The organism is Devosia sp. ZB163 (genome assembly GCF_028613635.1).
Taxonomy (GTDB): domain Bacteria; phylum Pseudomonadota; class Alphaproteobacteria; order Rhizobiales; family Devosiaceae; genus Devosia_A.
Map to the genome: position 1 here is coordinate 485,078 of NZ_JAQRMY010000002.1, position 25,666 is coordinate 510,743.

Sequence of the window (25,666 nt, forward strand, 5' to 3'; positions counted from 1 at the left end):
TCCGGGTGGGCAGGGGATCCGGGGCCGGTTGCTTCAACAACGCGGGGAGTGAGCCATGACCCAGATCGCCGAACCTGGCGAACGAGCGGCGCCTGGTTTTGCCGGCACGGCAGCGGGGCGCAAACCGCGCACGCGCCGGAAGTTCAACATCCAGTCGATCCTGGGTACCACACCGATGATCGCCACGGCGATCGGGGTGTTCGTAATCTGCATCATCTTCTCGATCATCTGGTCGTTCACCAGCTCCAAGCTGTTCCCGAACTTCAATTTCGTCGGGCTGTCCCAGTACGAGCGCCTGTGGCGCACCGACCGCTGGATCATCTCGGTGCAGAACGTCTTCGTGTACGGCGTTCTTTCGATGATCGTTGGTATGGTCTTCGGCTACTTGCTGGCGGTCTTCATGGACCAGCGCATCCGGCAGGAAGATCTGTTCCGCTCCATCTTTCTTTATCCCTTCGCCATGTCGCTGGTCGTCACCGGCCTCGTCTGGCAGTGGATGTTCGACCCCAACCTCGGCATTCAGTCCGCGGTGCGCCAGCTTGGCTGGACGAGCTTCGAGTTCGCGCCACTGGTGAAGCAGGAGACCGCTCTCTACGGTCTCGTCCTAGGCGGGCTGTGGAACGGCGTCGGCGTGACCATGGCCATCATGCTGGCCGGCCTGCGCGGAGTGGACGCCGAAATCTGGAAGGCCGCCAAGGTTGACGGCATCCCGACGTGGAAGACCTATCTGTTCATCGTTTTGCCTATGATGAAGGGCGCCATCGCGACCGCCTTCATCCTGTCCGCTACCGGCGTTGTCCGCGTGTTCGACATCGTCATCGCCATGACCCAGGGCGGTCCGGGCGTCTCCACACAGATGCCCGCGATCTACGTCATCCAGCACATCACTGATCGTGCGAATGTCGGTCAGGGCATGGCCGCGGCCACCATGATGCTCGTGCCGGTGATGGTGATCATCAGTCTGCAGTATCTGTTCCAGTGGAACGCCAAGCGCAAGGCAGCGAGGACCTGATGACGACCGAAGCCATTTCCTCGCGCCTCCCGACTGGCGCCATCGATACCTCGGGCCCGCGCGGCCCCAGGCCAAAGTCCGTCACGATCGGCCGGATCGGCGTCTATGCCTTCCTGATCCTGTCGGCGCTGTTCTTCCTGTTGCCGCTCTGGGTGATGGTCGTCACCTCGCTGAAGACGATGCCTGAGATCCGTGAAGGGCACCTGTTCAACTGGCCGGCGCTGCTGACCTTCGATCCCTGGCTGAAGGCCTGGGACACCGCCTGTACAGGGCGCGACTGTAACGGCCTGAAGCCCGGTTTCTGGAACTCGGTGAAGATCACCGCGCTCTCCGTGCCGGTCTCCATCGTCATCGCCATGATCAACGGCTATGCGTTGAGCTTCTGGCGGTACAAGGGCTCCGAACTGCTGTTCGGCATCCTGATCTTCGGTGCCTTCGTGCCTTACCAGGTGGTGATCTACCCCCTGATCATCGGCATGCGCGAGCTCGGCCTGTTCGCCACGCTCCCGGGCATCGTGATCGTCCACACCATCTTCGGCATGCCGATCCTGACGCTGCTCTACCGCAACTTCTTTGCCTCGCTGCCGATCGAACTGTTCAAGGCCGGCCGCGTCGACGGGGCCGGGTTCTGGGGCATCTTCTTCCGCATCATGCTGCCCATGTCGGTACCGATCACCATCGTTGCGGTGATCCTGCAGACCACCGGCATCTGGAACGACTTCCTGTTCGGCACGGTCTTCGCCGGCCGTGAGAACATGCCGATGACGGTCCAGCTCAACAACATCGTCACCACCACGACGGGTATCCGCGAGTACAACGTGAACATGGCTGCGACCATTCTCACGGCGGCGGTTCCGCTGGTGGTCTATTTCATCTCGGGTAAGTGGTTCGTCCGCGGCATCGCCGCCGGTGCGGTGAAGGGGTAATCCTCAATGACGACTAGCGTTTCCATCAAGGATCTCAGCCTCAACTTCGGCAATGTGAAGGTCCTCGAGTCCCTCGATCTCGAGGTCGCACAGGGCGAGTTCATCGTGTTGCTCGGGCCTTCGGGCTGCGGCAAGTCCACGCTGCTGAACTGTATCGCCGGCCTCCTCGACGTCTCCGACGGGCAGATCTTCATCTCCGGCAAGAACGTCACCTGGGACGAGCCCAAGGACCGCGGCATCGGCATGGTGTTCCAGTCCTACGCGCTCTACCCGCAGATGACGGTCGAAAAGAACCTCTCGTTCGGCCTGCGCGTGGCGCGCATGCCCAAGGAAGAGGTCGAGGCTCGCGTCAAACGCGCCGCCGAGATCTTGCAGATCGAGCCGCTCCTCCAGCGCAAGCCGGTCGAGCTGTCCGGCGGTCAGCGTCAGCGCGTCGCCATCGGCCGTGCCCTGGTGCGCGACGTGGACGTGTTCCTGTTCGACGAGCCGCTGTCGAACCTCGATGCCAAGCTCCGCAATGACCTGCGCATCGAGATCAAGCGGCTGCACCAGCGGCTCAAGAACACCATGATCTACGTGACGCACGATCAGATCGAGGCCATGACCCTTGCCGATCGCATCGCCATCATGAAGAACGGCGTGATCCAGCAGCTGGCCGATCCGCACACGATCTACAACAAGCCCACGAACCTGTTCGTCGCCGGCTTCATCGGCTCGCCGTCGATGAACTTCCTCAAGGGCGACCTGAACGGGGGCACGATCAATGTTTCGGGCACGCCGATCCCGCTGACGAACTATGCCTTCGAGCAGCAGCTGAACGGTGCCGCTGTGCTGGGCGTCCGCCCGGAGCACGTCGCTATCGGCGACGAGGCGCGCAAGATGCCGTTCCAGGTCGAGAGCGAGATCGAGATCGTCGAGCCCATGGGCGCCGATACTGTCGCCTGGACCAAGCTCGGCGGCCAGCAGCTCACTTTCCGTGCCGCCGCCGAGGTCCACCTCGAGCCCGGCCAGAAGGTGCTGATCGGCTTCGATCCGGCCCGCGGTTCCGTCTTCAACGCCGAGACGGGCAACCGCATCTGACCTTTTGGCTCGTAGATCTTACCGGGCGCGTGGCGACGCATCCGGCCCGGTGCTACGAACCTCATCAACATGCGATGCGCCGCCCCGGCAACGACCGGGGCGAACGCTTTAGCGGAGGAGATATCTGTTGGACTTTTCGTTTCAGCTCTACAGCGCGCGCAATTTCCCGCCGCTCGACACTGTGCTCGGCCGCCTTGCGGCATTGGGCTATAAGCAAGTCGAGGGGTTCGGCGGTCTCTATGGCGAGGCGGATGCGCTCGCTGCGTCGCTGAAGAAGCATGGTCTCGCCATGCCTACCGGCCATTTCGGCCTCGCCCAGCTCCAGGACACCGAGACGGCGCTGAAGACCGCCGAGACGCTTGGCATCAAGTTTCTTTATTGCCCGGCCATTCCCAAGGAAGAGCGGCTGAACCAGCCTGAGGCCAAGTGGGTGCAGCTTGGCGAGACGTTGGCCCGCCTGGGTGAGGCGTTCCGCAAGCGCGGGTTCGGGTTTGGCTGGCACAACCACGATTTCGAGTTCCATGCGCTCGACAACGGCAGGCTGCCGATGGACATCCTGCTCGAGACGGCGCCCCACAACGAGTGGGAGATGGACGTTGCCTGGGTGGTCAAGGGCGGGCAGGATCCTGTTGCCTGGCTGAAGAAATATGGCAGCAGAATCAACGCCGTGCACGTCAAGGACATTGCTCCGGCCGGACAGAATACGAATGAGGACGGCTGGGCGGACGTGGGGCAGGGGACGCTCGACTGGAACGCCCTGCAGGCCGCCATCAAGCAGCATACGAATGCCCGTTATTGGGTCATGGAGCACGACAACCCGTCCGACGTCGACCGGTTCGCCTCGCGCTCAATCGCCTCTGTACACACCTGGAACTTGGTAGAGAACTCCAAATGAATATTGGCTTTCAGCTATTCAGTGCTCGCAACTTTCCATTGGAAGATGTGCTCAAGAAGGTCGCCGCGCTCGGCTACACCCATGTCGAGGGCTACGGCTCGCTCTACACCGACCCCCAGGCCCTGAAGGCGCAGCTCGACGCCAACGGCCTCACCATGCCGACCGCGCATGTGAGCCTCGGCGACCTCGAGGATACGGGGAAGACCCTCAAGCTCGCCGAGACGCTCGGCATCAAGGTCGTCGTCTGCCCCTGGCTCGCCCCGAACGAGCGCCCGACCTCGGCCGATGGCTGGAAGGCGTTCGGCGACAAGCTGCAGAAGATCGGCAAGCCCTTCCAGGATGCCGGCCTTACCTTCGGCTACCACAACCACGACTTCGAGTTCGTCAGCTATGACGGCAAGTACGCCATGGACATCCTGCTCGAGGCGGCGCCCGCGGTGAACGTCGAGGCCGACGTCGCCTGGATCGTCCGCGGCAAGGCCGATCCGGCCACGTGGCTACCCAAGTTCGGCGACCGCATCGTCGCCGTCCACGTCAAGGACATCGCGCCGGCAGGCGAGAACACCAACGAGGATGGCTGGGCCGATGCCGGCCATGGCGTCGTGCCGTGGAAGACCCTGTGGCCGATCGTCCGCAACCAGACCAAGGCGCAGTACTTCGTCGCCGAACACGACAACCCCAGCGACATCGACCGCTTCGCCTCGCGCTCGATCGCCTTCATCAAGACCCTCGGAGCGTAACGATGGCAAAGACCTATGGCGTCGGCATCATGGGTGCCGGCAACATCTCGGCCGCCTACCTGCGCCTTGCGCCCCTGTTCAAGAACCTCGAAGTCCGGGCCATCGCCGATATCATCCCCGAGGCCGCCAAGAAGCGCGCCGAGGAGTACAATGTAGCGGGCCAGACGCCGGACGAGCTGCTGAAGAACTCAGAGGTCGACGTGATCGTGAACCTCACGATCCCCTCGACCCACTTCGCAGTGACCAAGGACATCCTGAGCGCCGGCAAGCACGCCTATTCCGAGAAGCCGTTCGTCCTCAGCGTCGAAGAAGGCATCGAGATTCGCGCCATCGCCGCCGAGCACAAGCTCAAGGTCGGCTCGGCTCCGGATACCTTCCTCGGCGGCGCGCACCAGCAGGCCCGGGCGATCATCGACAGCGGCAAGATCGGCCGCATCGCCTCGGGCACCATGCACGTGATGAGCCGCGGCATGGAGCACTGGCACCCCAATCCGGACTTCTTCTTCCAGCCCGGCGGCGGCCCGATCCTCGATCTTGGCCCGTACTACATCACGGACCTGATCAGCCTCGTCGGCCCGATCAAGCGCGTCACCGCGTTCACCGGCATGGCCCGCACCGAGCGCGAGGTGACCACGCCCAACTCGCCCTACCAGGGGACCAAGATCAAGGTCGGCACCCCGACCACGATCCATGCCATCCTCGAGTTCCACTCGGGTGCCATCATCACGCTGGGCGCCAGCTGGGACGTGTCGAGCCACGGCCACCACAACATCGAGCTCTACGGCACCGAAGGCTCGGTCTACGTGCCCGATCCGAACTTCTTCAACGGCGACGTCACCATCACCGACCGCGCCGGCGAGAAGGAGAAGGTCACCCCGTGGGATCACCCGTTCGGCGTTGCCAACCAGGACCTCGACAAGCCGAACCCGCGTGCGAACTACCGCAACGCCGGCCTCAGCGACATGATGGATTCCATCGAGACCGGCCGTAAGGCCCGCTGCGACCTCGACGTGGCGCTCCATGCCATCGACGTCATGGTCTCGATCCTCAAGGCCGGCGAAACCGGCCAGGTCATCACGCTGTCGACCACCTGCGAGCGCCCCGCCGCCCTCGGCATCGAAGAGGCGCGCGCGCTGCTCCGCTGAGCCAGCCGCTGCGTCATCCATCCATGAGGGCCCGGGCCATGCTCGGGCCCTCATGCTTTGGACTACGGGGACGACCAGCTCACATCCAACCGTTGCACAATCGACCGGTGGCCGTTCCTCGCGCGAAGGGGACACTCAACTCGTCGCGCTGGCCCGGTGCATGGCGGCGTAGCGGCCGCTGGCGGCGATCAGCTCGGCATGCGTGCCGTGCTCGACCACGCTGCCATGCTCGATCATGACGACACGGTCCGCACGCTCGATAGCCGATGCCCGGTGCGCCACCACGAGCACCGCCCGGTTGGCCGCGATCGTGTCGATGGCATCGAGGATGCCTTCCTCGCGTTCGGCGTCGAGATGCGAGGTTGCCTCGTCGAGGATGAGCAGCGGCCGATCGCGCAGCACCGCACGGGCAATGGCGACGCGTTGTCGTTCACCGCCGGAGAAACGCTTGCCGCGTTGCCCGACCATGGTGCCCAGCCCATCAGGCAGCTGCCGCAACAGTTCACCCAGTCCGGCCTGGTGCAGGGCATCGGTGAGCCGGTCGTCCGTGGCATCCCCGACGCCATAGCTCAGGTTGTCGCGCAGTGTCGCATCGCGCAGGTAGACATCCTGGCTGACGAGGGAGACGGAACGCCAGACATCTTCTTCCGCCAACTCGCTCGCATCGACGCCCTCGACGCGGATGCGACCGCTCGACGGCCGGATCGAGCCGCAGGCGAGGCTGATGATGGTCGACTTGCCCGAGCCGGAATGTCCGGCGATCGCCACGGTCTCACCCCGGCGAACCGAGAACGAGATGTCGTTGAGGAACCGGGACGGTTGGTCCTGCCCATCCACGCCCGCCGCCTCGTTCAGTCGGGTCAGAGATATTCCGGCGAGAAACCCGGTCATGCCGGAACTGGCGCTGGCGACATCCGAAAGCGTCCTGACCGCCACGGCGTCGCGGCCGGGATAGGTGTAGCTCACGCTGTCGAACGCCAGGACCTCAGCGGACGGCGCGGGCCCTGGCGCGCGTGCTGCAGCCACCACTGTCGGCAGGCCCGTGTTCTCTGACTGCAGCACCGCCTCGACGCGATCCAGCCCCATGCCGGCGCGGATCATCGGATAGCGCTGGCCCACCACCTCGCCCAGCGGCTGGCGCACGAGGCCGACGAAGAACAGCGCCGAGACGACGCTGCCGATCGATATCTGCCCGGCCGAGGCCAGCAGCACCCCGATCCCGAGAAACAGCACGGTGATCAGATCGAAGCACAGCCGATAGGCCGCGCTGATCACTGCGCGCCAGTTGTCCATGCGCGCCGCGAGGGCAACGGATTTGTCGGCCAGCTCGGCGAAGCGGTGCTCCTCGGCCCCAGTGGCGCGCGCCTGCCGGACGAGGCTGACCGCGTCGCCGCTGGTGGTGCTCTCGATCTGCGAGGCGACGGCCGCGTTGATCTCGTAGGAGTCCTTGATCGTGGCGTTGATGCGTCCTTCGGCAAAGCGCACTGCCATGAGGGCAAGCGGGACGAGCGCGAAGGCGGCAAGGAACCAGGGATTGATGAGGGCCAGCGCGATCCCGACGGCAGCCAGCCCGACCCAGCCGTGGACGGTGGCCAGCGGGACGGCGGTGAACAGCGGATCGACCATGCGCATGTCGTTGGTCAGGCGGCTGTTCAAGACGCCGGGATTGATGGTGGCATAACTCAGCAGCGGCATGCGGAGAAGCTGGCCATAGAGCCGCCGCGCCAGCTGCCAGGAGAGGCCATAGCCGACGCGAGCCCCAAGGGTGTTGGCCAGCACCTCGGCAAGAGCTGCGGCGACGGCAAGGGCCACGACGAGACCCAGGAGCGGCAGCAACTCGAACAGCCCCGCGCCACGCAGCGCGGCGTCGATAATGCGGCCCAGGAGCACCGGCACGCCGACGGGCAGGGCGGCGGCCAGCGCCGTGCACGCGAGGATGGGCAGGACCCGCACCCAATCGATCGCAAGGCCAAGCCGCAAGACTCTGCCGAACATGTTGGGCCCTCCCAAGCCACCACCCCTTGCCCACATGGGTTACATTGCCGCTCCGGCCGCGCAACCGGATTTCCGATGGCCCCGATGACTGCCCGAAGGCGTGGACCGGCTGCCGATCGCAAGTGGGTCGGGTTCTCAAGGCGGAAGAGATTGGACCGGCCGGGCCAGGGGCCTGCCACTGCGGGCCTGCCGACAACGACAGCTAGGTCATGAGCAGTACGATGACCGTGCCGAACGTGGTGAGGATGATGTTTCCCAGTGCATAGGGGACGGTGAAGCCGAGCACCGGGGCCTGGCTCTTTGCCCGGTCCTGCACCGCCACCATGGCTGCCGTCATGGTCTGCGCACCGGCGACGCCTCCGAACAGCAGGACGGGGTTCATCTTGAGCACATAGCGACCGAACAGGACGCCGACAGTCGGCGGCACGCAGGTGCAGATCACACCGGCAATGAACAGCGCCAGCCCGACCTCCATGAGGCCGGAAATGAAGTCCGGCCCGGCGTGGAGGCCGGTGATGGCGACAAAGCCTGCCAGGCCGAAGTTCACGATGAACATCCGCGACGCTTCCGGGATGTGCCCAACGAGCCAGGGCCGCCGGCTATGCAGCCAGCCGAACAGCAACCCGGCGAGAAGGGTGCCCACCGAGGTCGAAAGCGCCAGCTTGACGCCGCCGATATAGAACGCCGGCAGCCCGATCAGGCATCCGATGGCGATCCCGAGTCCCAGCGTCAGCATGTTGGTGACGAGCGTCGAACGTTCGAGGTATCCCAGATGCGCGGCCGCGGCGGAAAGCCGGGATGGCTGCCCGATGAGGGACAGGACGTCGCCCCTCTCGATGCGGGTCGCGTCGGTGATGGGGATCTGCTGCTGCCCGCGCATCAGCTTGGTGACAAAAACGCCGCGGGCAAAATCGCGCTGAGCCAGTTCGCCAAACGTCTGTCCGTCGACACTGCCCTTCGTGACGATGATGGCGGCAGACTCGATGGGCGTATCGAGCAGGGTCGGATCGTCGACCTCCTCGCCGATCCGGTCCGCGAAATCGAGAATGAAGCGCTGCTGTCCGCCCAGGGCAATGACGTCGCCCTGCCGCAGCCTGGTCGTCGGCGCGGCCTCCTCGATGATCTCGCCGCGCCGGACGCGCGAGACGAAAACCCGCATGCCCTCGGCCGTCGCCTCGGCCTCGAGGGCTGCGACATCGGCATAGCGGTCCGACGTCATCAGGAAGGCGCGCGTCGCGTGGACGGCATATCCGGACTGGAGCCCGAAATCCTGCTTCATCCCCAGCTTGGTCTCCAGCTCCCTTGCCTCGCGTTCGAGATCGATCCCCAGCAGGCGAGGCAGGATGGCCGCGACGAACAGCACTTCCCCCCAGAACCCGAAGAGGTAGCAGACGGCATCGGCGATGGGGACCTGGTTGGCGAGCCGCTGCTGCTCCTCGACCGGGATCGGCAGGTTCATGATCGCCTCGGTGGCAGTACCCATCGCGGATGACTGGGTCAGGGCGCCAGACAACAGGCCCGCCGCGTATCCGACCTCGAGATTCATCAGCCTCGCCATCAGCCAGACCATGAGCAGGCCGGTGAAGCACACCACGAGGGTCAGAAGAAGCGGCCCCACTCCATCCTGTCGCAAGGCGCGGAAGAACTGGGGTCCCGCGCCATAGCCATTGGCGAAGAGAAACAGCAGCAGGAAGATCGTCTTGAGCTCGGGACTGAGCTCGATCGCCAGCTGACCGACCAGCAGGCCCGCGAACAACGACCCGGTGACCAACCCGAGCGCATGCCCGCCGAGCTTGATCTGTCCGATCAGGTAGCCGAGGGCCAACGTCAGAAAGAACGCGATATACGGATAGGTCCGGAGGATGCCGACGAGGCCATCGATCATGGCAGACGTCCCGAGCTCAACGCGGAGCAAGGTCTCCGCGATACGCCGCGGGCTAGTTCCTAGCAGCTCTCAGTTGCGCCACGATTGCCACGGTGCAGACAATTTCCTGACACTTGGGTCAAACCCGGCACGTGGCTCCGGGCGGCCTTCGAAATGGGCCCTTGGTAAGGCCCACTCCGACTGGTGAGGCGAGGCCCAGCTGGCGCCGGGCCTCGCCGTTTGATCACTTCTCGACGGTGACTGCGTCGAAGTAGGGGACGTTGAGCGGCGAGCGCCAGAAGCCTTTCACGTAGGGCTTCATCATCATGTACTGGTTGCGGTGGTACTGCGGCAGGATGACCATCTCGTTCATGATGATCGCCTCGGCCTTGCGCATGTCGTCGAGCGACACCTTCTCGTCACCGGTCGCCTTGGCGTCGGCGATCAGCTTGTCGTAGTCGGCGTTCGACCAGCCGGCGAGGTTGTTGGGGCTGCCGGTGACGAAGTTGTCGAGGAACGTCATCGGGTGCGGGTAATCGGCGCCCCAGCCCATCTGCGCGATCTGGTACTGCACCTTCTGCACTTCGGGGTAGAAGACCTGCCACTCGGACGCCTGGATCTTCACGTCGATGTTGAGGTTCTTCTTCCACATCTGCTGGATGGCCTCGAGCAGCTTCTCGATCGGCGGCGACGAGTAGGTCACGAACACCGTGTCGGGGAAGCCTGCGCCGTCGGGGTAGCCGGCTTCGGCGAGCAGCGCCTTGGCGGCGTCGACCTCAGCGGTCGGCGCGAGGCCGAACGTGTCGCGCCCGTCGGTGAAGTCCTCGCCGGCGACGTTCATGCCGGGCGGCACGAGGGCGAGCGCCGGCTGATCGGCCGACTGCAGCACGAACTCGACGATCTCCTCGCGGTCGATCGCCATGGAGAGTGCCTTGCGGACGCGGACGTCGTCGAGCGGCTTCTGCGCAGGGTTGAAGAAGGCGTAGGTGGTGCCGAGCGCCGGCACGACCAGGAAGCCGTTGCCATCTTCCGACGACAGGCGCGGAATTTCAGGCGAGGGCACGGCTTCGATCCCGTCCACGTCACCGGCCTCGTAGGCCGCGAGCGCGGTAGCCGGATCGGGGATGAGGCGGAAGGTCAGCTTGTCGAGGCTGACGTTCTCGGCGTTGTAGTAGTCGGGGTTCTTCTCGAGCACGACGGACTCGCCGAAGTTCATCGCCGTGACCTTGAACGGGCCGGTGCCGATGTAGGTCTCGGGCTTGGTCGTCCAGCCATCGGGATTGGCGGAGACGATGTCCTCGCGCACCGGGAAGAAGGTCGAGAAGCCGAGCAACTGCAGCATGTAGGGGACGCGCTGCTTGAGCGTGAAGGTCAGCGTCTTGTCATCGGTGGCGCTGACCGCGACGCTGTCCTTGCTCTGGTCGGCGAAGTATTCCTCGGCACCGACGATCGAATAGAGCATCGGCGCGTTCATGGCGCCCGAGGCCGGGGTCAGCACGCGCTTCCAGGCGTAGACGAAATCGCCGGCGGTGACGGGCTTGCCGTCCGACCACTTGGCGGCGTCGCGGATCTTGAAGGTGTAGGTGAGGCCGTCATCGCTGAGGGTCCAGCTTTCGGCGAGCGCCGGAACGATCGAACCGTCCGAGGCATACTTCACCAGGCCCTCGAAGGCGTTGCCGATGATGGGGGTGGCAAACGTTTCGGCCGTGGTGCCGGGATCGTACTTGGCGGATTCGTTGTTGACCACGTAGGTCAGCTCGCCCGCGGCCCAGACCGGACTGGCGGAGGCGAGCAGCAGTGCGGCCAGGGCTGGCAGCAGCGCAGTCTTCAGCATGACGTTTCTCCCTGTTGAATCCGGACCGAGAGCCGGTCCTGCGAAAGTCGGCGGCCGCGTGACGTCACGCAGCCTCCATCTGCCTGGCCATCACCTTCTCGGCGTAGTGGCAGGCGGCGAAATGGCCTCCGTCGAGTTCGCGCAGTGGAGGCTCGGCGGAAGCGCAAAGGTCGGTGGCGAAGGGGCAGCGCGTGCGGAAGCGGCAGCCCGAAGGGACGTCGACGGCAGTCGGGATCTCGCCGCGCATCGGCGCAGTGTCCCGCCGCGCCGTCGGATCGGCGACCGGGATCGAGGCGAGCAGCGCCTGCGTGTAGGGATGCGCCGGGGCGCGATAGAGGGCGTCATTGGGGGCAAGCTCGACGATCTTGCCCAGATACATCACCCCGATCCGATCCGAGATATGGCGCACCATCGACAGGTCGTGGGTGATGAAAAGGTAGGTCAGGCCGAACTCGTCCTGCAGATCCTCGAGCATGTTGACCACCTGCGCCTGGATCGACACGTCGAGCGCCGAGATCGGTTCGTCGCAGATCACGAGGTCAGGGTTGAGCGCGATGGCGCGGGCGATGCCGATGCGCTGGCGCTGCCCGCCGGAGAACTCGTGCGGGAAGCGCGTGGCGTGGTCGGGGTTGAGGCCGACCCGGTCCATGAGTTCGTCGACCCGGGCCAGCCGCGAGGCTGCGTCGCCGATGCCTGCAATCTCGAGCGGCTCGGCGATCAGGTTCCGCACAGTCATGCGTCCATTCAGCGACGCATACGGATCCTGGAAGATCATCTGCATGCGGCGGCGGAACGGCGCGAGCTGCCGCTCGCCGATTTCGGCGATGTCGATGCCATCGAACAGCATCTCGCCGGAGGTTGGCTGGAACAGGCGGATCAACGTGCGGGCGAGGGTCGACTTGCCGCATCCGCTTTCGCCGACGAGGCCGAGCGTCTCGCCGCGATTGATGGTGAGGTCAACGCCATCGACGGCGCGGAGCACGACCTTGCCGCGGCCGAACAGGCCGTTCGACAGCGTGAAGTGCTTGGTGAGATTGCGCAGTTCGACCAGGGGCGTGTCGCTCATGCCGGCACCAGTTCGTTGATACCCTCGACGCGCGGGGCTTCGGCATGGTGCAGCCAGCAGCGCGACCCATGGCCTGCGTCGACTTCGTAGATTGGTGGCAGCGCCTTGACGCATTGCGCCATCGCGTTGCGGCAGCGCGGGGCGAAGGGGCAGCCGGCGGGCGGGCGGCGCATATCCGGCGGCGAGCCGGGGATAGGCGTCAGCCGCTGGTGCGTGCCATCGCGGAGGTCGGGAATCGAGGCGAGCAGACCGCGCGTGTAGGGGTGGCTCGGCCGGGCGAACATGCGGCGCACCGGTGCTTCTTCCATCACCATGCCGCCATACATCACCAGCACGCGATCGGCGGTTTCGGCGATGACGCCGAGGTCGTGCGTGATGAGGATCACGGCCATGCCCAGCCGCGACTGCAATTCTCGCAGCAGCGCCAGGATTTGTCGCTGGATGGTGACGTCGAGGGCGGTCGTCGGCTCGTCGGCGATCAGCAGCTTGGGATCGCAGCTCAGGGCCATGGCGATCATCACCCGCTGCCGCATCCCGCCCGAGAACTCGTGCGGATACGAGCGGAGCCGCTTGGCGGCCGACGGAATGCGCACGAGCTCGAACAGCTCGGTGGCGCGTTGCCGCGCCGCCGCTCGGGAGATGCGACGATGCCTCAGGATCGTCTCGATCACCTGCTCGCCGACCGTCAGCGTGGGGTTCAGCGAGGTCATCGGATCCTGGAAGATCATGCCGATCTCGTCGCCGCGCAGGCGACGCAGGTCGCGATCGTCGAGCTGCAGCAGGTCCTCGCCTTCGAACAGGGCGGAGCCGGCGATCACCTTGCCGTTGCTCTTGAGCAGCCCGAGCAGGCTCATGCAGGTGATCGACTTGCCCGAGCCGCTCTCGCCGACGATGCCGAGAATCTCGCCGGGCCGGAGTTCGAACGACACCCCGCGCACCGCCTGCACCTCGCCACGTGAGGTGAAGAAGCTGGTGCGCAGATCCCTGACCGACAGAAGGGGCTGGCTCATGTGCGCAGCCTCGGATCGAGTGCATCGCGCAGGCCGTCGCCGAGGAAGTTGAAGGCGAACATGGTTAGGCTGATGGCGGCCGCCGGGAAGAACATCTGGTACGGATAGGCCCGCAATGTCTCGACGGCCTCCGATGTCAGGGTGCCCCAGCTTGCTTCGGGCGGCGTGACGCCGAGACCGATGAAGCTCATGAAGCTCTCGATGAAGATGGCGCTCGGGATCAGCATCGTCAGTGCGACGAGGATCGGGCCGATGGAGTTGGGCAGCAGGTGACGCGTCAGGATGCGGCCGGTCGAGGCGCCCATCGTCCGCGCCGCGGCAACGTAGTCCTGCTGCTTCAGCGTGAGGATCTGCCCGCGTACGATGCGGGCCATGTCGACCCAGTAGACCGAGCCGATGGCGATGATCACCGAGAAGAAGCCGGAGTTGAACACCACCATGATGAGGATGACGTAGAGCGTCAGCGGGATCGTGGAGATCACCTCGACGACGCGCATCATCAGCGTGTCGACGCGACCACCCAGGTAGCCGGCGATGCCGCCGTAGAAGACGCCGATGAAGAAGTTCACCAGTGTTGCGACCAGCGCGACGGTCAGCGAAATCCGTGCGCCGTAGAGCTGGCGGGCGAGCACGTCGCGGCCGAGCTGGTCGGTGCCGAAGAGGTTGCTCATGTTCCACTGCCAGCCGCCCGCAGCCAGCACCACGCCGCCGCCGCGCGTCAGCGTCTGGGTTGCCGCGTTGAGGGTCACCTCGACATCGCCGAAGGCAAACACGGTCTGCTTCTTCAGCAGGTCCTTCTTGCCGCGGATGAGACCGGCGATGCGGCCGTCGTCGGTCACCTCGTAGAGGTTGAGGTTGCCGGAGTTGAAGAAGAAGCGCGTGGTCGCGCCGCTCTCGTCCGTCACCTCATAGACCTGGAACACCGGCGGGATGTTGGAGAGCTTCAGGTCCTGGTCGTAGTAGTTGTGCCGCGACACCATCGGGCCGAAGATCGCGGCGATGACCAGCACGATGATGAAGCCCAGCCCGAGCATGGCCGGCCGATTGCGCCACAGGCGCTGGCGCACGTCCTGCCAGTAGGTGAGGCTGGGTGCCGCGATCTGCTCGGCCGCGCCCGCGATCCGGGCAGCCGGCTTCCACATCTCGGGGGCGACGTGAATATCGCTCATCGCGCCTCGCGGTATTTGATGCGCGGGTCGAGCACGAGGTACAGCATGTCGACGATGAAGATCATCACCATCAGCACCGCTGCGTAGAAGATCGTGATGCCCATGATCGCGGTGTAGTCGCGATTGGTGATCGACAGCACGAAGTGGCGGCCGATGCCGGGCAGGGCGAAGATCTGCTCGATCACGAACGACCCCGTGATGAGGTTGGCGACGACCGGTCCGAGCACTGTCACGACCGGGATCAGTGAGTTGCGCAGTCCGTGCTTGAAGAGGATCTGGCCGGGCTTCAGGCCCTTGGCCTTGGCGGTGGTCATGTAGTCCATCTGCAGCGTCTCGAGCAGGCTCGAGCGGGCAAGGCGCGCGATGAACGAAATCCAGAAGCCCGACAGCGCGAAGACCGGGAGGAAGTAGCCGCGCCAGTCGTCGAGGCCGAAGGTCGGGACCCAGCCCAGGCGCAGCGCAAAGAAGTAGAGCGCCACCGTCGCGATGACATAGGACGGCACCGCGACGCCGATGGTGGCGATCACCATCACCAGCGTGTCGGGCCAGCGGTTGCGGTTGAGCGCCGCGACAATGCCGAGCGGCACACCCAGCGAGACGACGCAGATCAGCGCCAGCACCCCGACCTTGAGCGTCGTCGGCAGCCCCTGGGCGATGATCTCGTTGACGCTCATGCCTGCGTACTTGAACGACGGCCCGAGGTCGAAGGTCGCGATGCCCCGCAGGTAATTGAGGTACTGCACCCAGATCGGGTCATCGAGGTGGTACTTGGCGTTGATGGCCGCCTGGATTTCCGGCGCCATCATCTTGTCGGAGACGAACGGCCCGCCGGGCACCGCGTGCATCAGGAAGAAGGTGAGGGTGATGATGGCGAACAGCGTCACCAGCATCAGCGCCAGCCGCTGCAAGACATAGGCGGTCATGCCGGCTGCCCCGTTTGTCCCACCACGCTCAACTTTAGCCCCACTATAATTGGAGGCATATCAGCACCTTGCCGGCGCCCGCGCAACCATCAGATGGTGAAGCGGCTGCGCAGGATCAGGAAGCAGGCGATCGCCGGCACGGTCAGGAGTCGCGCGGCCTCGACGCGCTCGGGCGTGTACCAGCCTTCCTCGTGCAAGAGATTGACGCTTCCGAGCATCTCGCCGCCTGCGACGATCGGCATGTTGATCGCCGAACCGCAGCCCAGCGAAACGATGAGGTCGAGGTCGGGGAAGTCAGCGCGCATCGCCTCGACCGAGTTCGCCACGTAGACGAATCGCTCCTCGGTCATCTTGCGGTAGGTCTCGTCGAACACGATCGGCTTGGTGCCGAGCACCGGATAGGCCGTCTCGTCGCTCGAATAGACGCGTCGCACATATCCGCCCGCGGGATTGTCGGCTGTCATCGTGAACAGCTTCACGCCAACCGTCGCTTCGGCAAGGCGATGCAGCGCCACTCCGACGTCGCGCTCGGTGCGATACGTGGCAAGGGCGTCGGCGAACGCGATCTGCGGCGATGTCTGCGTCATGTCGTCGATGATTCCTGCGCGGCTTGAAGATGTCCAGACGGCGCCGCGGCAGCAACCGCGCACCAGGCTGGCGTTGCGGGGCAGGCATGCAGTTCGGCATGACCGCATGCACGTCCCTCTCACCCTGCGGGGAGAGGGACGTGGCGTTGCTTACTTCCGTGCCTTGCGCACCGCTTCGACGGTCTGGCCGACCAGGTCGTCGAAGGCGATCTTGGCCGGGCGGCGCATGTAGGTGACGATGTCGTCGACCAGCAGCGGGGCGGACCAGCGGTCGTCGATGATGCTGCTGCCCTGCTGGATGCCGAGGATGCAGAGCATCTGGGCGGCGTTGCAATCGACGTCGTGGCCGATGCCGCAGATGATCTCCAGCGTCAGGTCGAAATCGCCGTTGCCGAACCACAGCGCCACCACCTGCGCGGCGGCATTCGGGTAGACGTGGATCCAGTTGTACTCGACGTATTCCGCGTCGCACTTCGCCCAGGCGGTCTGCCAGTCCGGCGAATTGCGGCAGGCGTCGAGCGCGAAGGCGAGGACGGCGCCGTACTCGGTGCGGGTCGAGAACAGGGCGATGGTCGAGGTGAGCAGCGCCTTGCTGTCGGTCTCGGTGTAGGCGCGGGCGGCGAGCACGGCGTTGAACACCTCGCCGAGGATGCCGTTGCCGGCGGCCGAGATCTCGGCGTCGATCCAGGCGAGGCGGGCGGCCTCACGGGCCTGGCCGGGGGCGACCATGCCGCAGATGGTGCCGCGCATCTGGCCGCCGATCCACTCGTCGAACGGGTTGTCGAGCGAACCGGTCAGCGGCGGCAGGAGGCCACGGCGGATGCTGGCGAGCGCCACGGCCTCGGCCGACCAGCCCATCGGGATCAGCGCGGTCCAGCGCTCGGCGATATCGGCGCCGGTGACGGCGTGGCCCTTGTCGGCGAAGGCTTCGAGGAAGGCGATCTCGAAGGTGATGTCGTCATTATAGGTGTTGGGCTCGCGCACGTAGTCGCGGATCGGGCCGAACACCTTGGCGATGTTTTCGGCGGTGTAGCCCTCGAGCGCCGTGCCGGCGGCAGCGCCGACCAGCTGCGCCAGCCAAGCGGCGCGGGTGCGATCGACGAAGTCGGCGCTGGCGACGTCGACGGCAGTGTCGGCCGGCCAGTTCACATCGGCATCGAACGCGGCCCAGTCGGCGTAGCGCAGGGTCTTCTGGCTCTTGTGGTTGGGATCGGCCACGGCGGCGCGCATGATGGCGCGCAGGCGGTAGTCGATGGTGTAGAGCGCTTCGTAATTCTTGGCGGCCAGAGCGTCGAGGCCCTGCTTCAGCAGGTCCTCATAGGGAGCGAGCTTGTACCCCTTGCTCTCCATCGACTGCAGCGCGCCGGCCATCAGGCATTCGGGCGCGGCGGAGCCGGGCACGTTGCTCTGCCAGTACATCGCCACCAGCATGTCGCCGCCGTTCATGATGGCGCTGGCGTCCCAGGTCTGCTCTTCGGCAGTGCGGACGATCGGCATGGTGTCGCGCAGCAGGTCGCGGGTCAGTTCCCAGGCTTTCATGGGCTACCTTCGTATCTAGGGTGGTCAGGAATTCGAGCGGGCCTTGGCCTGCCGGCGTGCCGCGTAAACGGTCAGCATGACGGCCGGCACGATGTAGGGGATCATCTGCATCAGCTCATTGGGCAGGCCCTTGGTCTGCATGGTGATGGCGACGGTTTCGGCGATGCCGAGCACCGCCGCAGCGGCGAACGTGCCCCAGGCCGTGCCCATGCCCATCACCTCGGCGGCGAGCGCGATGAAGCCACGTCCGGCGGTCATGTTCTGGGCGAACCAGCTGACATAGCCCATCGAGAGATATGCGCCCGCGGCGCCGCCGAATACGCCGGAGAGAGTCAGCGCATGGAACTGCACGCGATTGCGCGAGACACCGGCGGCCGCGGCCGCCTTGGGGTCGGAGCCGACGGCGCGGATGTGAAGGCCGAAGGGCGTCCGCGCCAGCATGATGGCGACCGTGGGGACGGCGAGGATCGCCACGTAGGTCAGCATGTGGTGGCCCGACAGCAGCGGGCCGAGCACCGGGATGCCGCCGAGCAAGGGGATGTCGATATTGGGCAGCACGCCGCTCTGCAGCGCGCCCGACATCCCCTTGTCGCCGGTGGCAAGGAACAGGCCCAACGTCGTCGCGGCGAGGGCCGCCATGTTGAGCGCAATACCTGTGATGATGAACTGGGTGCCGAGGCCATTGATGAACAAGGCCATCAGCGCGCCGAGCATGCCGCCGCCGATCAGCGCGGCGAAGAGGCCGAGGAACGGGTTGGCGGTAGCGGCGCTGACCAGCACGCCGATCAGCGCGCCCGAGAGCATGATGCCCTCCATGCCGATGTTGAGCACGCCCGCGCGATCGGAGATCAGCACGCCGAGGGCAGCGAGCAGCAGCGGCGTCATCACTCGCAGCACGGTGGCGACGACGGCGGGGTCGGCGATGGCCTGGAAGAACTCGATCATGCGCCGCGCTCCTGACCCTTGATGTCGCGGATGAGGCGCAGGAACGCCGGGTGGCGGAAGATGGCCGCGGCGGTGACGGCCAGCAGGATCGCGGCGGTGACCAGCCCGACGATCTCGGAGGGCACGTCGAGATTGCGCGCCAGCATGTCGCCGCCGACCTGGAGGTAAGCGAGGAACAGTGCGGCAGGGATGACGAGGAACGGGTTCTCGCGGGCGAGGATGGCGACGGTGATGCCGGTCCAGCCGAGGCCGGGCAGGGCGGTCCACGAGAAGCGGCTGTAGAGCCCGAGCACCTCGATGGCGCCGGCCATGCCGGCAATCAGACCGCCGGCGACCTGCGCCTGCATCAGCAGTTTCGACGAGGCGAGGCCGAGATGGCTGGCAAAGCCCGGGCTCGAGCCGACGATGCGGACATTGAGGCCGGAACGGGTGCCGTAGAGCCAGATGCCGCCGAGGATGCAGGCGACGAAGGCGATGATGACGCCGGTATGCAGGCGGGTGCCCTGCAGCAGCCGGTCGAGGGTGAAGTCGGCGGGCAGCTTGTAGGACATCAGCGCGCCGGCATTGGGATCGCGCAGCACGTAGTTGAGGAAGTAGACGCCGGCGAACAGGAAGGCGAAGTTCAGCACCAGCGAGTTGACCATCTCGGAGGCGCCGAAACGCACCCGGAGGTAGCCCGGCACGATACAGGCGAGCGAGCCGACGAGCGCGCCAACGAGGATGGCGGCAGGCGTCGCGACGAAGCCGGTGAGCGGGAGCAGGACGGCAGTCGCGGCGGCGGCGAGGCCACCGAGGAAGAAGCTGCCCTCGACGCCGAGGTTGAACATGCCGGCGCGAAAGATGATGGTCGCGGCAAGGCCGGTCATCATGGCGGGGGTCGCCGCTTCGAGGATGTTGCCCATGTGGCGGATGGTGCCGAACGGGCCGAGGACGAACAGCCGGAGCACCTCGAACGGGTCCGGCTGCGACAGCGCCACCGGCACCAGTACGGCGAGGATCACCAGCACGATGACCAGTGCCGTGAGGGCGAATTCGGTGAGACCGGCGAGGATGGAGCGGGTCATGAGGCCTTCTCCAGACCGAGCATGTAGGGGCCGAGCGCGGCGGGCGTCAGGCCGGCGTGGTTGGCGAGGTCGGCGACGATCCGGCCGTTGAACAGCACCAGCACGCGATCGGCGAGGCGCAGCAGTTCGTCCAGATCGGCAGTGATCAGCAGCACCGCGGCGCCGTTGCGGGCGGCCTGGTCGATGCGGCCGTGCAAGAGGGCAGCGGCCGCGACGTCGACGCCGCGGGTCGGCTGGTCGGCGATCAGCAGTTTTGGCGAGCCGGCGAGTTCGCGCGCTGCGATCAGCTTCTGGGCGTTGCCGCCGGAGAGCGAGTCCAGCCGCTCGCCGGTGCCGCCGGCGCGCACCGCATAGTCGGCGATCATCTGCTGGACGCGCTGGCGGATGGCGCCGCGGCGAAGGAACGGGCCCCATTGCAGCGCCTTGTCGCCATCGGTGCCGGCAATGGCGTTGTCGGCCAGGCTGAGCGAGGCGGTGCCGCCCTGCGCGTAGCGATCGGCCGGGAGGTAGGCGAGGCCGGCCTTGCGCCAGGCGGGGGCGGCGGCTCGCGACATGTCGGCGCCGGAGAGGCGAATGCTGCCGGAGGCCGGATGCATCAGGCCGCTGAGCACCGAGACGAGGCCACGCTGGCCGCTGCCATCGACGCCGGCGATGCCGACGATTTCATCGGCGCGGATCGATAGCGAGATGTCCTCGATGCGGTCGGCGGGATCGTGCGAGCGGGTCGAGACTTTCGCGAGCTCGAGCACGACCGGGGCAGAGGTGGTCTGGCGCTGGCGGCGTGGCACGTCGACGTCGCGGCCCATCACCATGCGGGTGATCTCGGCGTCATCGACCTCGGCAAGCGGCGTGGTGCCCACCACCTTGCCGGCGCGCAGCACGGTGACCGTCTCCGCCAGCGCGCGCACTTCGTGCAGCTTGTGGGAGATGAACAGGATGGTCATGCCCGCGGCGCGCAGGTCGCGCAGGCGGTTGAACAGTTCTTCGATCTCGGGCGGAGACAGCACAGCGGTCGGCTCGTCGAGGATGAGCAGGCGCGTGTCGCGCGACAGTGCCTTGAGAATCTCGACCTTCTGCTGCGCTGCGACCGACAGGGTGTCGGTGCGCGCATCGGGGTCGACTGCGAGGTCGAAACGTTCACTCAGTTCGACGACCTGGCGGCGCGCCTTAGTACGATCGATGAAGATCGAGCTGCGCGGCTCGTGGCCGAGGATGATGTTCTCGGTGACAGTGAGGATGGGGACCAGCGAGAAGTGCTGGTGCACCATGCCGATGCCGTGCTTGCCGGCGAAGTCTGGCGTCGCGGTATCGGCCGCGGCGCCATCGATGAAGACCTGTCCGGCGCTCGGGCTTTCGAGCCCGAACAGGATCTTCATCAGCGTGGATTTGCCGGCGCCGTTCTCGCCGCAGATGGCGTGGATCGATCCTCTCCGGATGTCGAAGGAGGCGTCCGTGAGGGCCACGGTGCCGTTCGGATAGGTCTTGCCGACCTGCCGGAACGAGACGATGGGGCCTTCGGCCATTTGCGGCGCGGTGCTCATCGGCGCTTACGGACGGACGGCGTCGCGGATGGCGCTGATCGCGGCGGTGTCCATGCCGAACGCGGTCGGCACGACGATCTCGCCCGCGGCGATCTTGGCCTTGGCGTCGGCGATGGCGGCCTTGGTCTCGGCGGACGCGAGCTTCTCGTAGTTGCCGGTCTCGACGATGCCGACGGCGCCTTCAGCAAGGCCGACGGTCTCGGCCGAACCGAAGGGGAGCTTACCCTCCTTGTAGAGGTCGTAGGCGCGGACGAGGCTGACGTCGACGTTCTTCAGCACCGAGCTCACCACCTGGCTGGCGATCGCCGGATCGCTTTCGGCGAAGATCGCTTCCTGGTCGGAGTCGACGCCGAGCACGAACTTGCCGGTTTCCTTGGCGGCAGCCGCCTGGCCGAGGCCGGCCTGCGAGGCGGCGATGAAGCCGAGCGCAACGCCCGAGCGATACTGGGCGAGCCCGAGTTCCTTGCCCTTGGCGGCATCGGTGAACGAGCCGGCATAGGCGACCGACACCTTGACGTCGGGGGTGACCGACTGGGCGCCGGCAATGTAGCCGACGAGGAAGTCGTTGATCACGGGAATGTCCATGCCGCCGAGGAAGCCGAGCGCCGTGCCGGCGTCAGCGGGGAGGCCCGACTTCAGGAGGCCCGCGGCAAGGATGCCGCCGAGGTAGGAGCCTTCGTTCTGCTTGTACTGGACGGCGTAGACGTTGGGGTAGGCGCCGCCTTCGAAGGGCAGGCTCGCATCGAACAGGATGTACTTCTTGTCCGGGTACTGCTCGGCCACGGTGCCCAGCGTTTCGGACAGCGAGAAGGTGCCGCCGATGATCAGGTCCCAGTCCTGCTCGGACACTTCGAGCAGCGCCGGCTCCCAGCCGGTCGGATCGTCGCCGATTTCGAGCACCTTGGTCTCGACGTCGTCGCCGTACTTGGCCTTGATCTCCTCGATGCCCTTATTGGCCGAGTCGAAGAACGACTTGTCGCCAAGGGCGCCGTTGATCAGCAGCAGGACCTTGTCCTGGGCCAGCGCGCCGGCAGCGGTGGCGGCCAGCAGCGCCGTGGCGCTGACGAGCCCGAGGGCAGCACGGCGCAGGGCCACGCGGGTTGCGGATCTAGACATGGGGACTCCTCCAGAGCGGTCCGATGAAACTCAACGATCAGGTCGTTTAATCGTGTAAATAGATAACCGAGGTGCTATTGGGGGAGTCAAGCCGCATTTCGTCGGATGCCGCTGGGTGCTTGGCAGAGCAGCGGTCTTGGTCCACAGATTTCAGGCGGGGGAGCGGTCGGGGAAGCATGGGCAAAGAGAAGAGCCCAACCATCAAGGACGTGGCGAGAATTGCCGGGGTTTCCTCGGCGACCGTGTCCTATGTGCTCAACGATCTCAACAAGGTAACCCCTGAAGTTGACGCGCTGGTGCGCCGGGTGGCGGAGGAACTGGGCTACTCGCGCAACAATGCGGCGCGGGCGCTGAAGACCGGGCGCAACAACATCATCGGCTGCATCCTGCCGACGCTGACGAGCCCGGTGTTCCCGGAAATCGCCCAGGCGGTGCAACTGCGCGCCGAGGCGCATGGCTATGCGACACTGGTGATCGATTCCGGCAATGCGCCGATGCGCGAGGAGAGGGTGGTGCGCACCCTCGCCAAGCACGGAGTCGATGGCGCGGTGGCGCTGCTGCACCCCAAATTCAAGCTGGCCAACCCGCCGATCTTCCCGATGGTGTCGCTCGACGCGAAGTTCCCTGGCCTCGACAGCGTCCACGCCGATCACTATGCCGGCGGGCGGCTGATGGCGGAACACGCTATCGCGCTAGGGCACCGCCGCGTCGGCATGCTCTCTGGATTCCAGGATCTCACCAGCAGCTACGAACGCCGGCAGGGCTTCGTCGATGCCGCCGCGGGCAGGGTGGAGCTGGTGTGGGAAGTGAACGTGCAGCTCGTGCCGCAACTGCCGCCCGAGGCGGTCGCTGCAATCCGCCGGCGCGAGGTGACGATGATCGCCTGCGTCAACGACCTCGTCGCGATCGCGGCGCTCAGCGTGCTCAAGGACAGCGGCATGAGCGTGCCCGGCGACGTCTCCGTGTTCGGTTTCGACGACATGCAGTGGGCCAGCTGGCCGCTGATCGACCTGACCACCATCCGCCAGCCGCTGGCCGATCTCGGCAGCCGCGCCACGGACCTGCTGATCGCCCGCCTCGGCAACCGCGACCTGCCCACAGAGGACGTGGTGCTGCCGGTGACGCTGGTGGAGCGCGGCTCGACATCTCGAATTTGATCGAGGCGTCATGCCCCGGGTTTCACCGCGGCTAGGCCCTAGTTGAGCGCTGCACCGACTTCCAGGGATGAGGCGCGGCCTTCCGAGACTGCGTGACAGGCAACGCGCGCCGGACCGGCTTCGGCCAGCGTGGGCAGCTCCGACTTGCAGCGGTCGTTCGCCAGCGGGCAACGGGGGTGGAAAGGGCAGCCGGTGGGCGGATTGAGCGGCGATGGCAGTTCGCCCGTCAACTGCACGCGCTTTCCGCGCTGGTCCGGATCGGCAATGGGGGTCGCCGAGAGCAGGGCCTGCGTATAGGGGTGGCGCGGACGCGAGAAGAGCACGTCCGCTGGCGCCACTTCGACGGCATGACCCAGATACATCACCATCACATCGTCGGCGATGTGGCGAACCACGGCCAGGTTGTGGGAGATGAACATCATGGTCAGGTTGAGCTGGCCCTTCAGCACGCGCAGCAGGTTCAGGATCTGCGCCTGCACCGAGACGTCCAGCGCCGAAGTCGGCTCATCGCAGATCAGCACTTCGGGCTCGAGTATCAGGGCACGGGCAATGCCGATGCGCTGGCGCTGACCGCCGGAGAATTCGTGTGGATAGCGATCGGCCGCCTGCTGCGGCAGTCCCACCCGCTGCAGGATTTCGCCGACGGCCTTGCGTCGGCTCGCGGCATCGCCGATGCCGTGGATGACGAGGCCTTCGCCGATCGAGACGCCGACCGGAACGCGCGGGTCGAGGGAGGAGTAGGGGTCCTGGAAGACCATCTGGATCCGGCGGCTCGAGGCAAAGTCGATGCCTGAGGCGCCGCCGCTGATCGTCCTGCCATCGAAGACGACCTCGCCGCTGCTGGGCGGATGCAGTCCGATGACGATCCGGGCCAGCGTGGATTTCCCGCACCCGCTTTCACCGACCACACCGAGGGTGCGCCCCTTCTCGATGGTGAGATCGATGTCGCTGACCGCGCGGACGCGGCCGACGAGGCGCTGAAAGGTGCCGCCTCTAATCGCGAATTCCTTGTGGATTCCGCGCAGTTCCAGCAGGGCGCTCATGCCAGTTCTGCCTCTTTTCGTGTTTCGCCGGCAGATGGTGCCGTCAGCCAGCACCGGCAGTTGTGTCCCCCCGCCACCGAGAGCAGATCCGGCACCGTCGTCGTGCAGCGCGGCTCGTTGGCTTCGCGCCGGGCGGCGCAGCGCGGGGCGAACAGGCAGCCCTGCGGCAGATTGGTCAACTGCGGGACCCGCCCCTCGATCACCTCGAGCATCTCGCGGCTGGCGTCCATGCTCGGAACCGAGCGCAGCAAGGCCTGGGTGTAGGGGTGCTTGGGCGACTTGAACAGCGTCCGCACGTCGGCGTACTCGACGATCTGGCCGGCATACATCACCGCCACGTGGTCGGCCATCTCGGCGACGACGCCGAGATCGTGCGTGATCAGGATGATGGCGGTGCCGTAGTCGCTCTGCAGCTGGCGCATCAGGTCCAGGATCTGGGCCTGGATGGTGACGTCGAGTGCGGTCGTCGGCTCGTCGGCGATCAGGACCTGCGGTTCGCAGGCCAGCGCCATGGCGATCATGATGCGCTGGGCCATGCCGCCGGACATTTCGTGCGGATAGGCCTTCATGCGTCGGGCCGGATCCGGGATACCCACCGCGGCCAGCAGCCGCGTGGCAGCCGCCTCGGCCTGCTTTGCATCCATGCCCTTGTGCAGGCGATAGACCTCGGAGATCTGCTTGCCGACGGTATGGACGGGATTGAGCGAGGAGGAGGGGTCCTGGAAGATCATCGACAGGCGATTGCCGCGCACCTTGCTGATCTCGGCGGGCGTCATCCTGCGCAGGTCGACGCCTCCGAGCAGCACTTCGCCACCGACCACCTTGCCCGGGTAGGGAACGAGATCGGCAGCGCTCAGCGCGGTGATCGACTTGCCGCAGCCGCTCTCACCGACGATGCACAGGGTTTCCCTCGCATTGAGGTCGAAGCTGACGCCGTCCACGGCCCGGGCAATGCCCGAGCGCGTGGTGAAGACGGTGCTGAGGTCGCGGACTTGAAAGATTGGCTCGCTCATGG

Annotated in this window: 22 protein-coding genes; 7 read left to right on the forward strand and 15 right to left on the reverse strand. The window is 65.9% G+C overall.

Translation table 11 applies throughout. From position 1 onward, the window contains the following. Nucleotides 1-55 precede the first annotated feature (55 nt). The 6 genes from PRN20_RS10560 to PRN20_RS10585 all read left to right on the forward strand — a co-directional run bounded on the left by PRN20_RS10560 (nt 56) and on the right by PRN20_RS10585 (nt 5,798). Nucleotides 56-1,012 carry a carbohydrate ABC transporter permease gene (locus tag PRN20_RS10560; RefSeq protein WP_273957305.1) on the forward strand — a complete coding sequence of 319 codons (957 nt, stop codon included), beginning with the start codon at nt 56-58 and terminating at the stop codon, nt 1,010-1,012. Further along, nucleotides 1,012-1,938, forward strand: a complete 927-nt coding sequence (locus PRN20_RS10565) for a carbohydrate ABC transporter permease (protein ID WP_273957306.1) — start codon at nt 1,012-1,014, stop codon at nt 1,936-1,938. Before PRN20_RS10560 ends, PRN20_RS10565 begins: the two co-directional genes overlap by 1 nt. Nucleotides 1,939-1,944: 6 nt before the next feature. Then, entirely contained in the window at nt 1,945-3,018 is a 1,074-nt protein-coding gene (locus PRN20_RS10570) for an ABC transporter ATP-binding protein (protein WP_273957307.1), read from the forward strand. Nucleotides 3,019-3,142: 124 nt separating this feature from the next. Then, complete coding sequence (locus tag PRN20_RS10575; protein ID WP_273958059.1) at nt 3,143-3,913, forward strand: sugar phosphate isomerase/epimerase family protein; 771 nt, start codon at nt 3,143-3,145, stop codon at nt 3,911-3,913. Then, complete coding sequence (locus tag PRN20_RS10580) at nt 3,910-4,653, forward strand: sugar phosphate isomerase/epimerase family protein (RefSeq protein ID WP_273957309.1); 744 nt, start codon at nt 3,910-3,912, stop codon at nt 4,651-4,653. Before PRN20_RS10575 ends, PRN20_RS10580 begins: the two co-directional genes overlap by 4 nt. Before the next feature lie 2 nt (nt 4,654-4,655). Then, a complete protein-coding gene (locus PRN20_RS10585; RefSeq protein WP_273957310.1) occupies nt 4,656-5,798 on the forward strand; it encodes a Gfo/Idh/MocA family protein in 1,143 nt (380 codons plus the stop codon). A gap of 135 nt (nt 5,799-5,933) precedes the next feature. On the opposite strand, the gene PRN20_RS10590 is transcribed toward PRN20_RS10585, so the two are convergent. The 13 genes from PRN20_RS10590 to PRN20_RS10650 all read right to left on the reverse strand — a co-directional run bounded on the left by PRN20_RS10590 (nt 5,934) and on the right by PRN20_RS10650 (nt 22,451). Further along, nucleotides 5,934-7,793 carry an ABC transporter ATP-binding protein gene (locus PRN20_RS10590; RefSeq protein WP_273957311.1) on the reverse strand — a complete coding sequence of 620 codons (1,860 nt, stop codon included), beginning with the start codon at nt 7,791-7,793 and terminating at the stop codon, nt 5,934-5,936. Nucleotides 7,794-7,995: 202 nt separating this feature from the next. Then, nucleotides 7,996-9,678, reverse strand: coding sequence for an aspartate-alanine antiporter (gene aspT / locus PRN20_RS10595; RefSeq protein WP_273957312.1), 1,683 nt, complete (start codon nt 9,676-9,678; stop codon nt 7,996-7,998). A gap of 223 nt (nt 9,679-9,901) precedes the next feature. Beyond that, nucleotides 9,902-11,491 carry a peptide ABC transporter substrate-binding protein gene (locus PRN20_RS10600; protein ID WP_273957313.1) on the reverse strand — a complete coding sequence of 530 codons (1,590 nt, stop codon included), beginning with the start codon at nt 11,489-11,491 and terminating at the stop codon, nt 9,902-9,904. Between the two features lie 64 nt (nt 11,492-11,555). Continuing rightward, nucleotides 11,556-12,557 (reverse strand): ABC transporter ATP-binding protein, encoded by a 1,002-nt coding sequence (locus PRN20_RS10605; protein WP_273957314.1) that lies wholly within the window; start codon nt 12,555-12,557, stop codon nt 11,556-11,558. Beyond that, nucleotides 12,554-13,567, reverse strand: coding sequence for an ABC transporter ATP-binding protein (locus tag PRN20_RS10610; RefSeq protein WP_273957315.1), 1,014 nt, complete (start codon nt 13,565-13,567; stop codon nt 12,554-12,556). Before PRN20_RS10610 ends, PRN20_RS10605 begins: the two co-directional genes overlap by 4 nt. Then, nucleotides 13,564-14,736, reverse strand: coding sequence for an ABC transporter permease (locus tag PRN20_RS10615; RefSeq protein ID WP_273957316.1), 1,173 nt, complete (start codon nt 14,734-14,736; stop codon nt 13,564-13,566). Before PRN20_RS10615 ends, PRN20_RS10610 begins: the two co-directional genes overlap by 4 nt. Continuing rightward, a complete protein-coding gene (locus tag PRN20_RS10620; RefSeq protein WP_273957317.1) occupies nt 14,733-15,659 on the reverse strand; it encodes an ABC transporter permease in 927 nt (308 codons plus the stop codon). Before PRN20_RS10620 ends, PRN20_RS10615 begins: the two co-directional genes overlap by 4 nt. 89 nt (nt 15,660-15,748) lie before the next feature. Beyond that, entirely contained in the window at nt 15,749-16,246 is a 498-nt protein-coding gene (locus tag PRN20_RS10625; RefSeq protein ID WP_273957319.1) for a GAF domain-containing protein, read from the reverse strand. A 150-nt stretch (nt 16,247-16,396) separates the two neighbouring features. Beyond that, complete coding sequence (locus PRN20_RS10630) at nt 16,397-17,785, reverse strand: ADP-ribosylglycohydrolase family protein (RefSeq protein WP_273957320.1); 1,389 nt, start codon at nt 17,783-17,785, stop codon at nt 16,397-16,399. 24 nt (nt 17,786-17,809) lie between these two features. Beyond that, entirely contained in the window at nt 17,810-18,730 is a 921-nt protein-coding gene (locus PRN20_RS10635; RefSeq protein WP_273957321.1) for an ABC transporter permease, read from the reverse strand. Next, nucleotides 18,727-19,794 carry an ABC transporter permease gene (locus PRN20_RS10640; RefSeq protein ID WP_273957323.1) on the reverse strand — a complete coding sequence of 356 codons (1,068 nt, stop codon included), beginning with the start codon at nt 19,792-19,794 and terminating at the stop codon, nt 18,727-18,729. Before PRN20_RS10640 ends, PRN20_RS10635 begins: the two co-directional genes overlap by 4 nt. Further along, complete coding sequence (locus PRN20_RS10645; RefSeq protein WP_273957324.1) at nt 19,791-21,335, reverse strand: ABC transporter ATP-binding protein; 1,545 nt, start codon at nt 21,333-21,335, stop codon at nt 19,791-19,793. Before PRN20_RS10645 ends, PRN20_RS10640 begins: the two co-directional genes overlap by 4 nt. A gap of 6 nt (nt 21,336-21,341) precedes the next feature. Beyond that, nucleotides 21,342-22,451, reverse strand: coding sequence for a BMP family ABC transporter substrate-binding protein (locus tag PRN20_RS10650; protein WP_273957325.1), 1,110 nt, complete (start codon nt 22,449-22,451; stop codon nt 21,342-21,344). 176 nt (nt 22,452-22,627) lie between these two features. Between PRN20_RS10650 and PRN20_RS10655 the strand changes: the two genes are divergently transcribed. After that, a complete protein-coding gene (locus PRN20_RS10655) occupies nt 22,628-23,608 on the forward strand; it encodes a LacI family DNA-binding transcriptional regulator (RefSeq protein WP_273957327.1) in 981 nt (326 codons plus the stop codon). 38 nt (nt 23,609-23,646) lie between these two features. Here PRN20_RS10655 and PRN20_RS10660 read toward each other — a convergent pair whose 3' ends face one another. Both PRN20_RS10660 and PRN20_RS10665 read right to left on the reverse strand, forming a co-directional pair. After that, nucleotides 23,647-24,651, reverse strand: a complete 1,005-nt coding sequence (locus PRN20_RS10660; protein WP_273957328.1) for an ABC transporter ATP-binding protein — start codon at nt 24,649-24,651, stop codon at nt 23,647-23,649. Next, complete coding sequence (locus tag PRN20_RS10665; protein WP_273957329.1) at nt 24,648-25,664, reverse strand: ABC transporter ATP-binding protein; 1,017 nt, start codon at nt 25,662-25,664, stop codon at nt 24,648-24,650. Before PRN20_RS10665 ends, PRN20_RS10660 begins: the two co-directional genes overlap by 4 nt. Between the last annotated feature and the right edge of the window lie 2 nt (nt 25,665-25,666).

Bases quoted from the DNA above. Each gene is read 5' to 3' on its own strand.
- PRN20_RS10560 (WP_273957305.1), top strand. From the start codon at position 56: ATGACCCAGATCGCCGAACCTGGCGAACGAGCGGCGCCTGGTTTTGCC.
- PRN20_RS10565 (WP_273957306.1), top strand. From the start codon at position 1,012: ATGACGACCGAAGCCATTTCCTCGCGCCTCCCGACTGGCGCCATCGAT.
- PRN20_RS10570 (WP_273957307.1), top strand. From the start codon at position 1,945: ATGACGACTAGCGTTTCCATCAAGGATCTCAGCCTCAACTTCGGCAAT.
- PRN20_RS10580 (WP_273957309.1), top strand. From the start codon at position 3,910: ATGAATATTGGCTTTCAGCTATTCAGTGCTCGCAACTTTCCATTGGAA.
- PRN20_RS10585 (WP_273957310.1), top strand. From the start codon at position 4,656: ATGGCAAAGACCTATGGCGTCGGCATCATGGGTGCCGGCAACATCTCG.
- PRN20_RS10590 (WP_273957311.1), bottom strand. From the start codon at position 7,793: ATGTTCGGCAGAGTCTTGCGGCTTGGCCTTGCGATCGATTGGGTGCGG.
- aspT (WP_273957312.1), bottom strand. From the start codon at position 9,678: ATGATCGATGGCCTCGTCGGCATCCTCCGGACCTATCCGTATATCGCG.
- PRN20_RS10600 (WP_273957313.1), bottom strand. From the start codon at position 11,491: ATGCTGAAGACTGCGCTGCTGCCAGCCCTGGCCGCACTGCTGCTCGCC.
- PRN20_RS10605 (WP_273957314.1), bottom strand. From the start codon at position 12,557: ATGAGCGACACGCCCCTGGTCGAACTGCGCAATCTCACCAAGCACTTC.
- PRN20_RS10610 (WP_273957315.1), bottom strand. From the start codon at position 13,567: ATGAGCCAGCCCCTTCTGTCGGTCAGGGATCTGCGCACCAGCTTCTTC.
- PRN20_RS10615 (WP_273957316.1), bottom strand. From the start codon at position 14,736: ATGAGCGATATTCACGTCGCCCCCGAGATGTGGAAGCCGGCTGCCCGG.
- PRN20_RS10620 (WP_273957317.1), bottom strand. From the start codon at position 15,659: ATGACCGCCTATGTCTTGCAGCGGCTGGCGCTGATGCTGGTGACGCTG.
- PRN20_RS10625 (WP_273957319.1), bottom strand. From the start codon at position 16,246: ATGACGCAGACATCGCCGCAGATCGCGTTCGCCGACGCCCTTGCCACG.
- PRN20_RS10630 (WP_273957320.1), bottom strand. From the start codon at position 17,785: ATGAAAGCCTGGGAACTGACCCGCGACCTGCTGCGCGACACCATGCCG.
- PRN20_RS10635 (WP_273957321.1), bottom strand. From the start codon at position 18,730: ATGATCGAGTTCTTCCAGGCCATCGCCGACCCCGCCGTCGTCGCCACC.
- PRN20_RS10640 (WP_273957323.1), bottom strand. From the start codon at position 19,794: ATGACCCGCTCCATCCTCGCCGGTCTCACCGAATTCGCCCTCACGGCA.
- PRN20_RS10645 (WP_273957324.1), bottom strand. From the start codon at position 21,335: ATGAGCACCGCGCCGCAAATGGCCGAAGGCCCCATCGTCTCGTTCCGG.
- PRN20_RS10650 (WP_273957325.1), bottom strand. From the start codon at position 22,451: ATGTCTAGATCCGCAACCCGCGTGGCCCTGCGCCGTGCTGCCCTCGGG.
- PRN20_RS10655 (WP_273957327.1), top strand. From the start codon at position 22,628: ATGGGCAAAGAGAAGAGCCCAACCATCAAGGACGTGGCGAGAATTGCC.
- PRN20_RS10660 (WP_273957328.1), bottom strand. From the start codon at position 24,651: ATGAGCGCCCTGCTGGAACTGCGCGGAATCCACAAGGAATTCGCGATT.
- PRN20_RS10665 (WP_273957329.1), bottom strand. From the start codon at position 25,664: ATGAGCGAGCCAATCTTTCAAGTCCGCGACCTCAGCACCGTCTTCACC.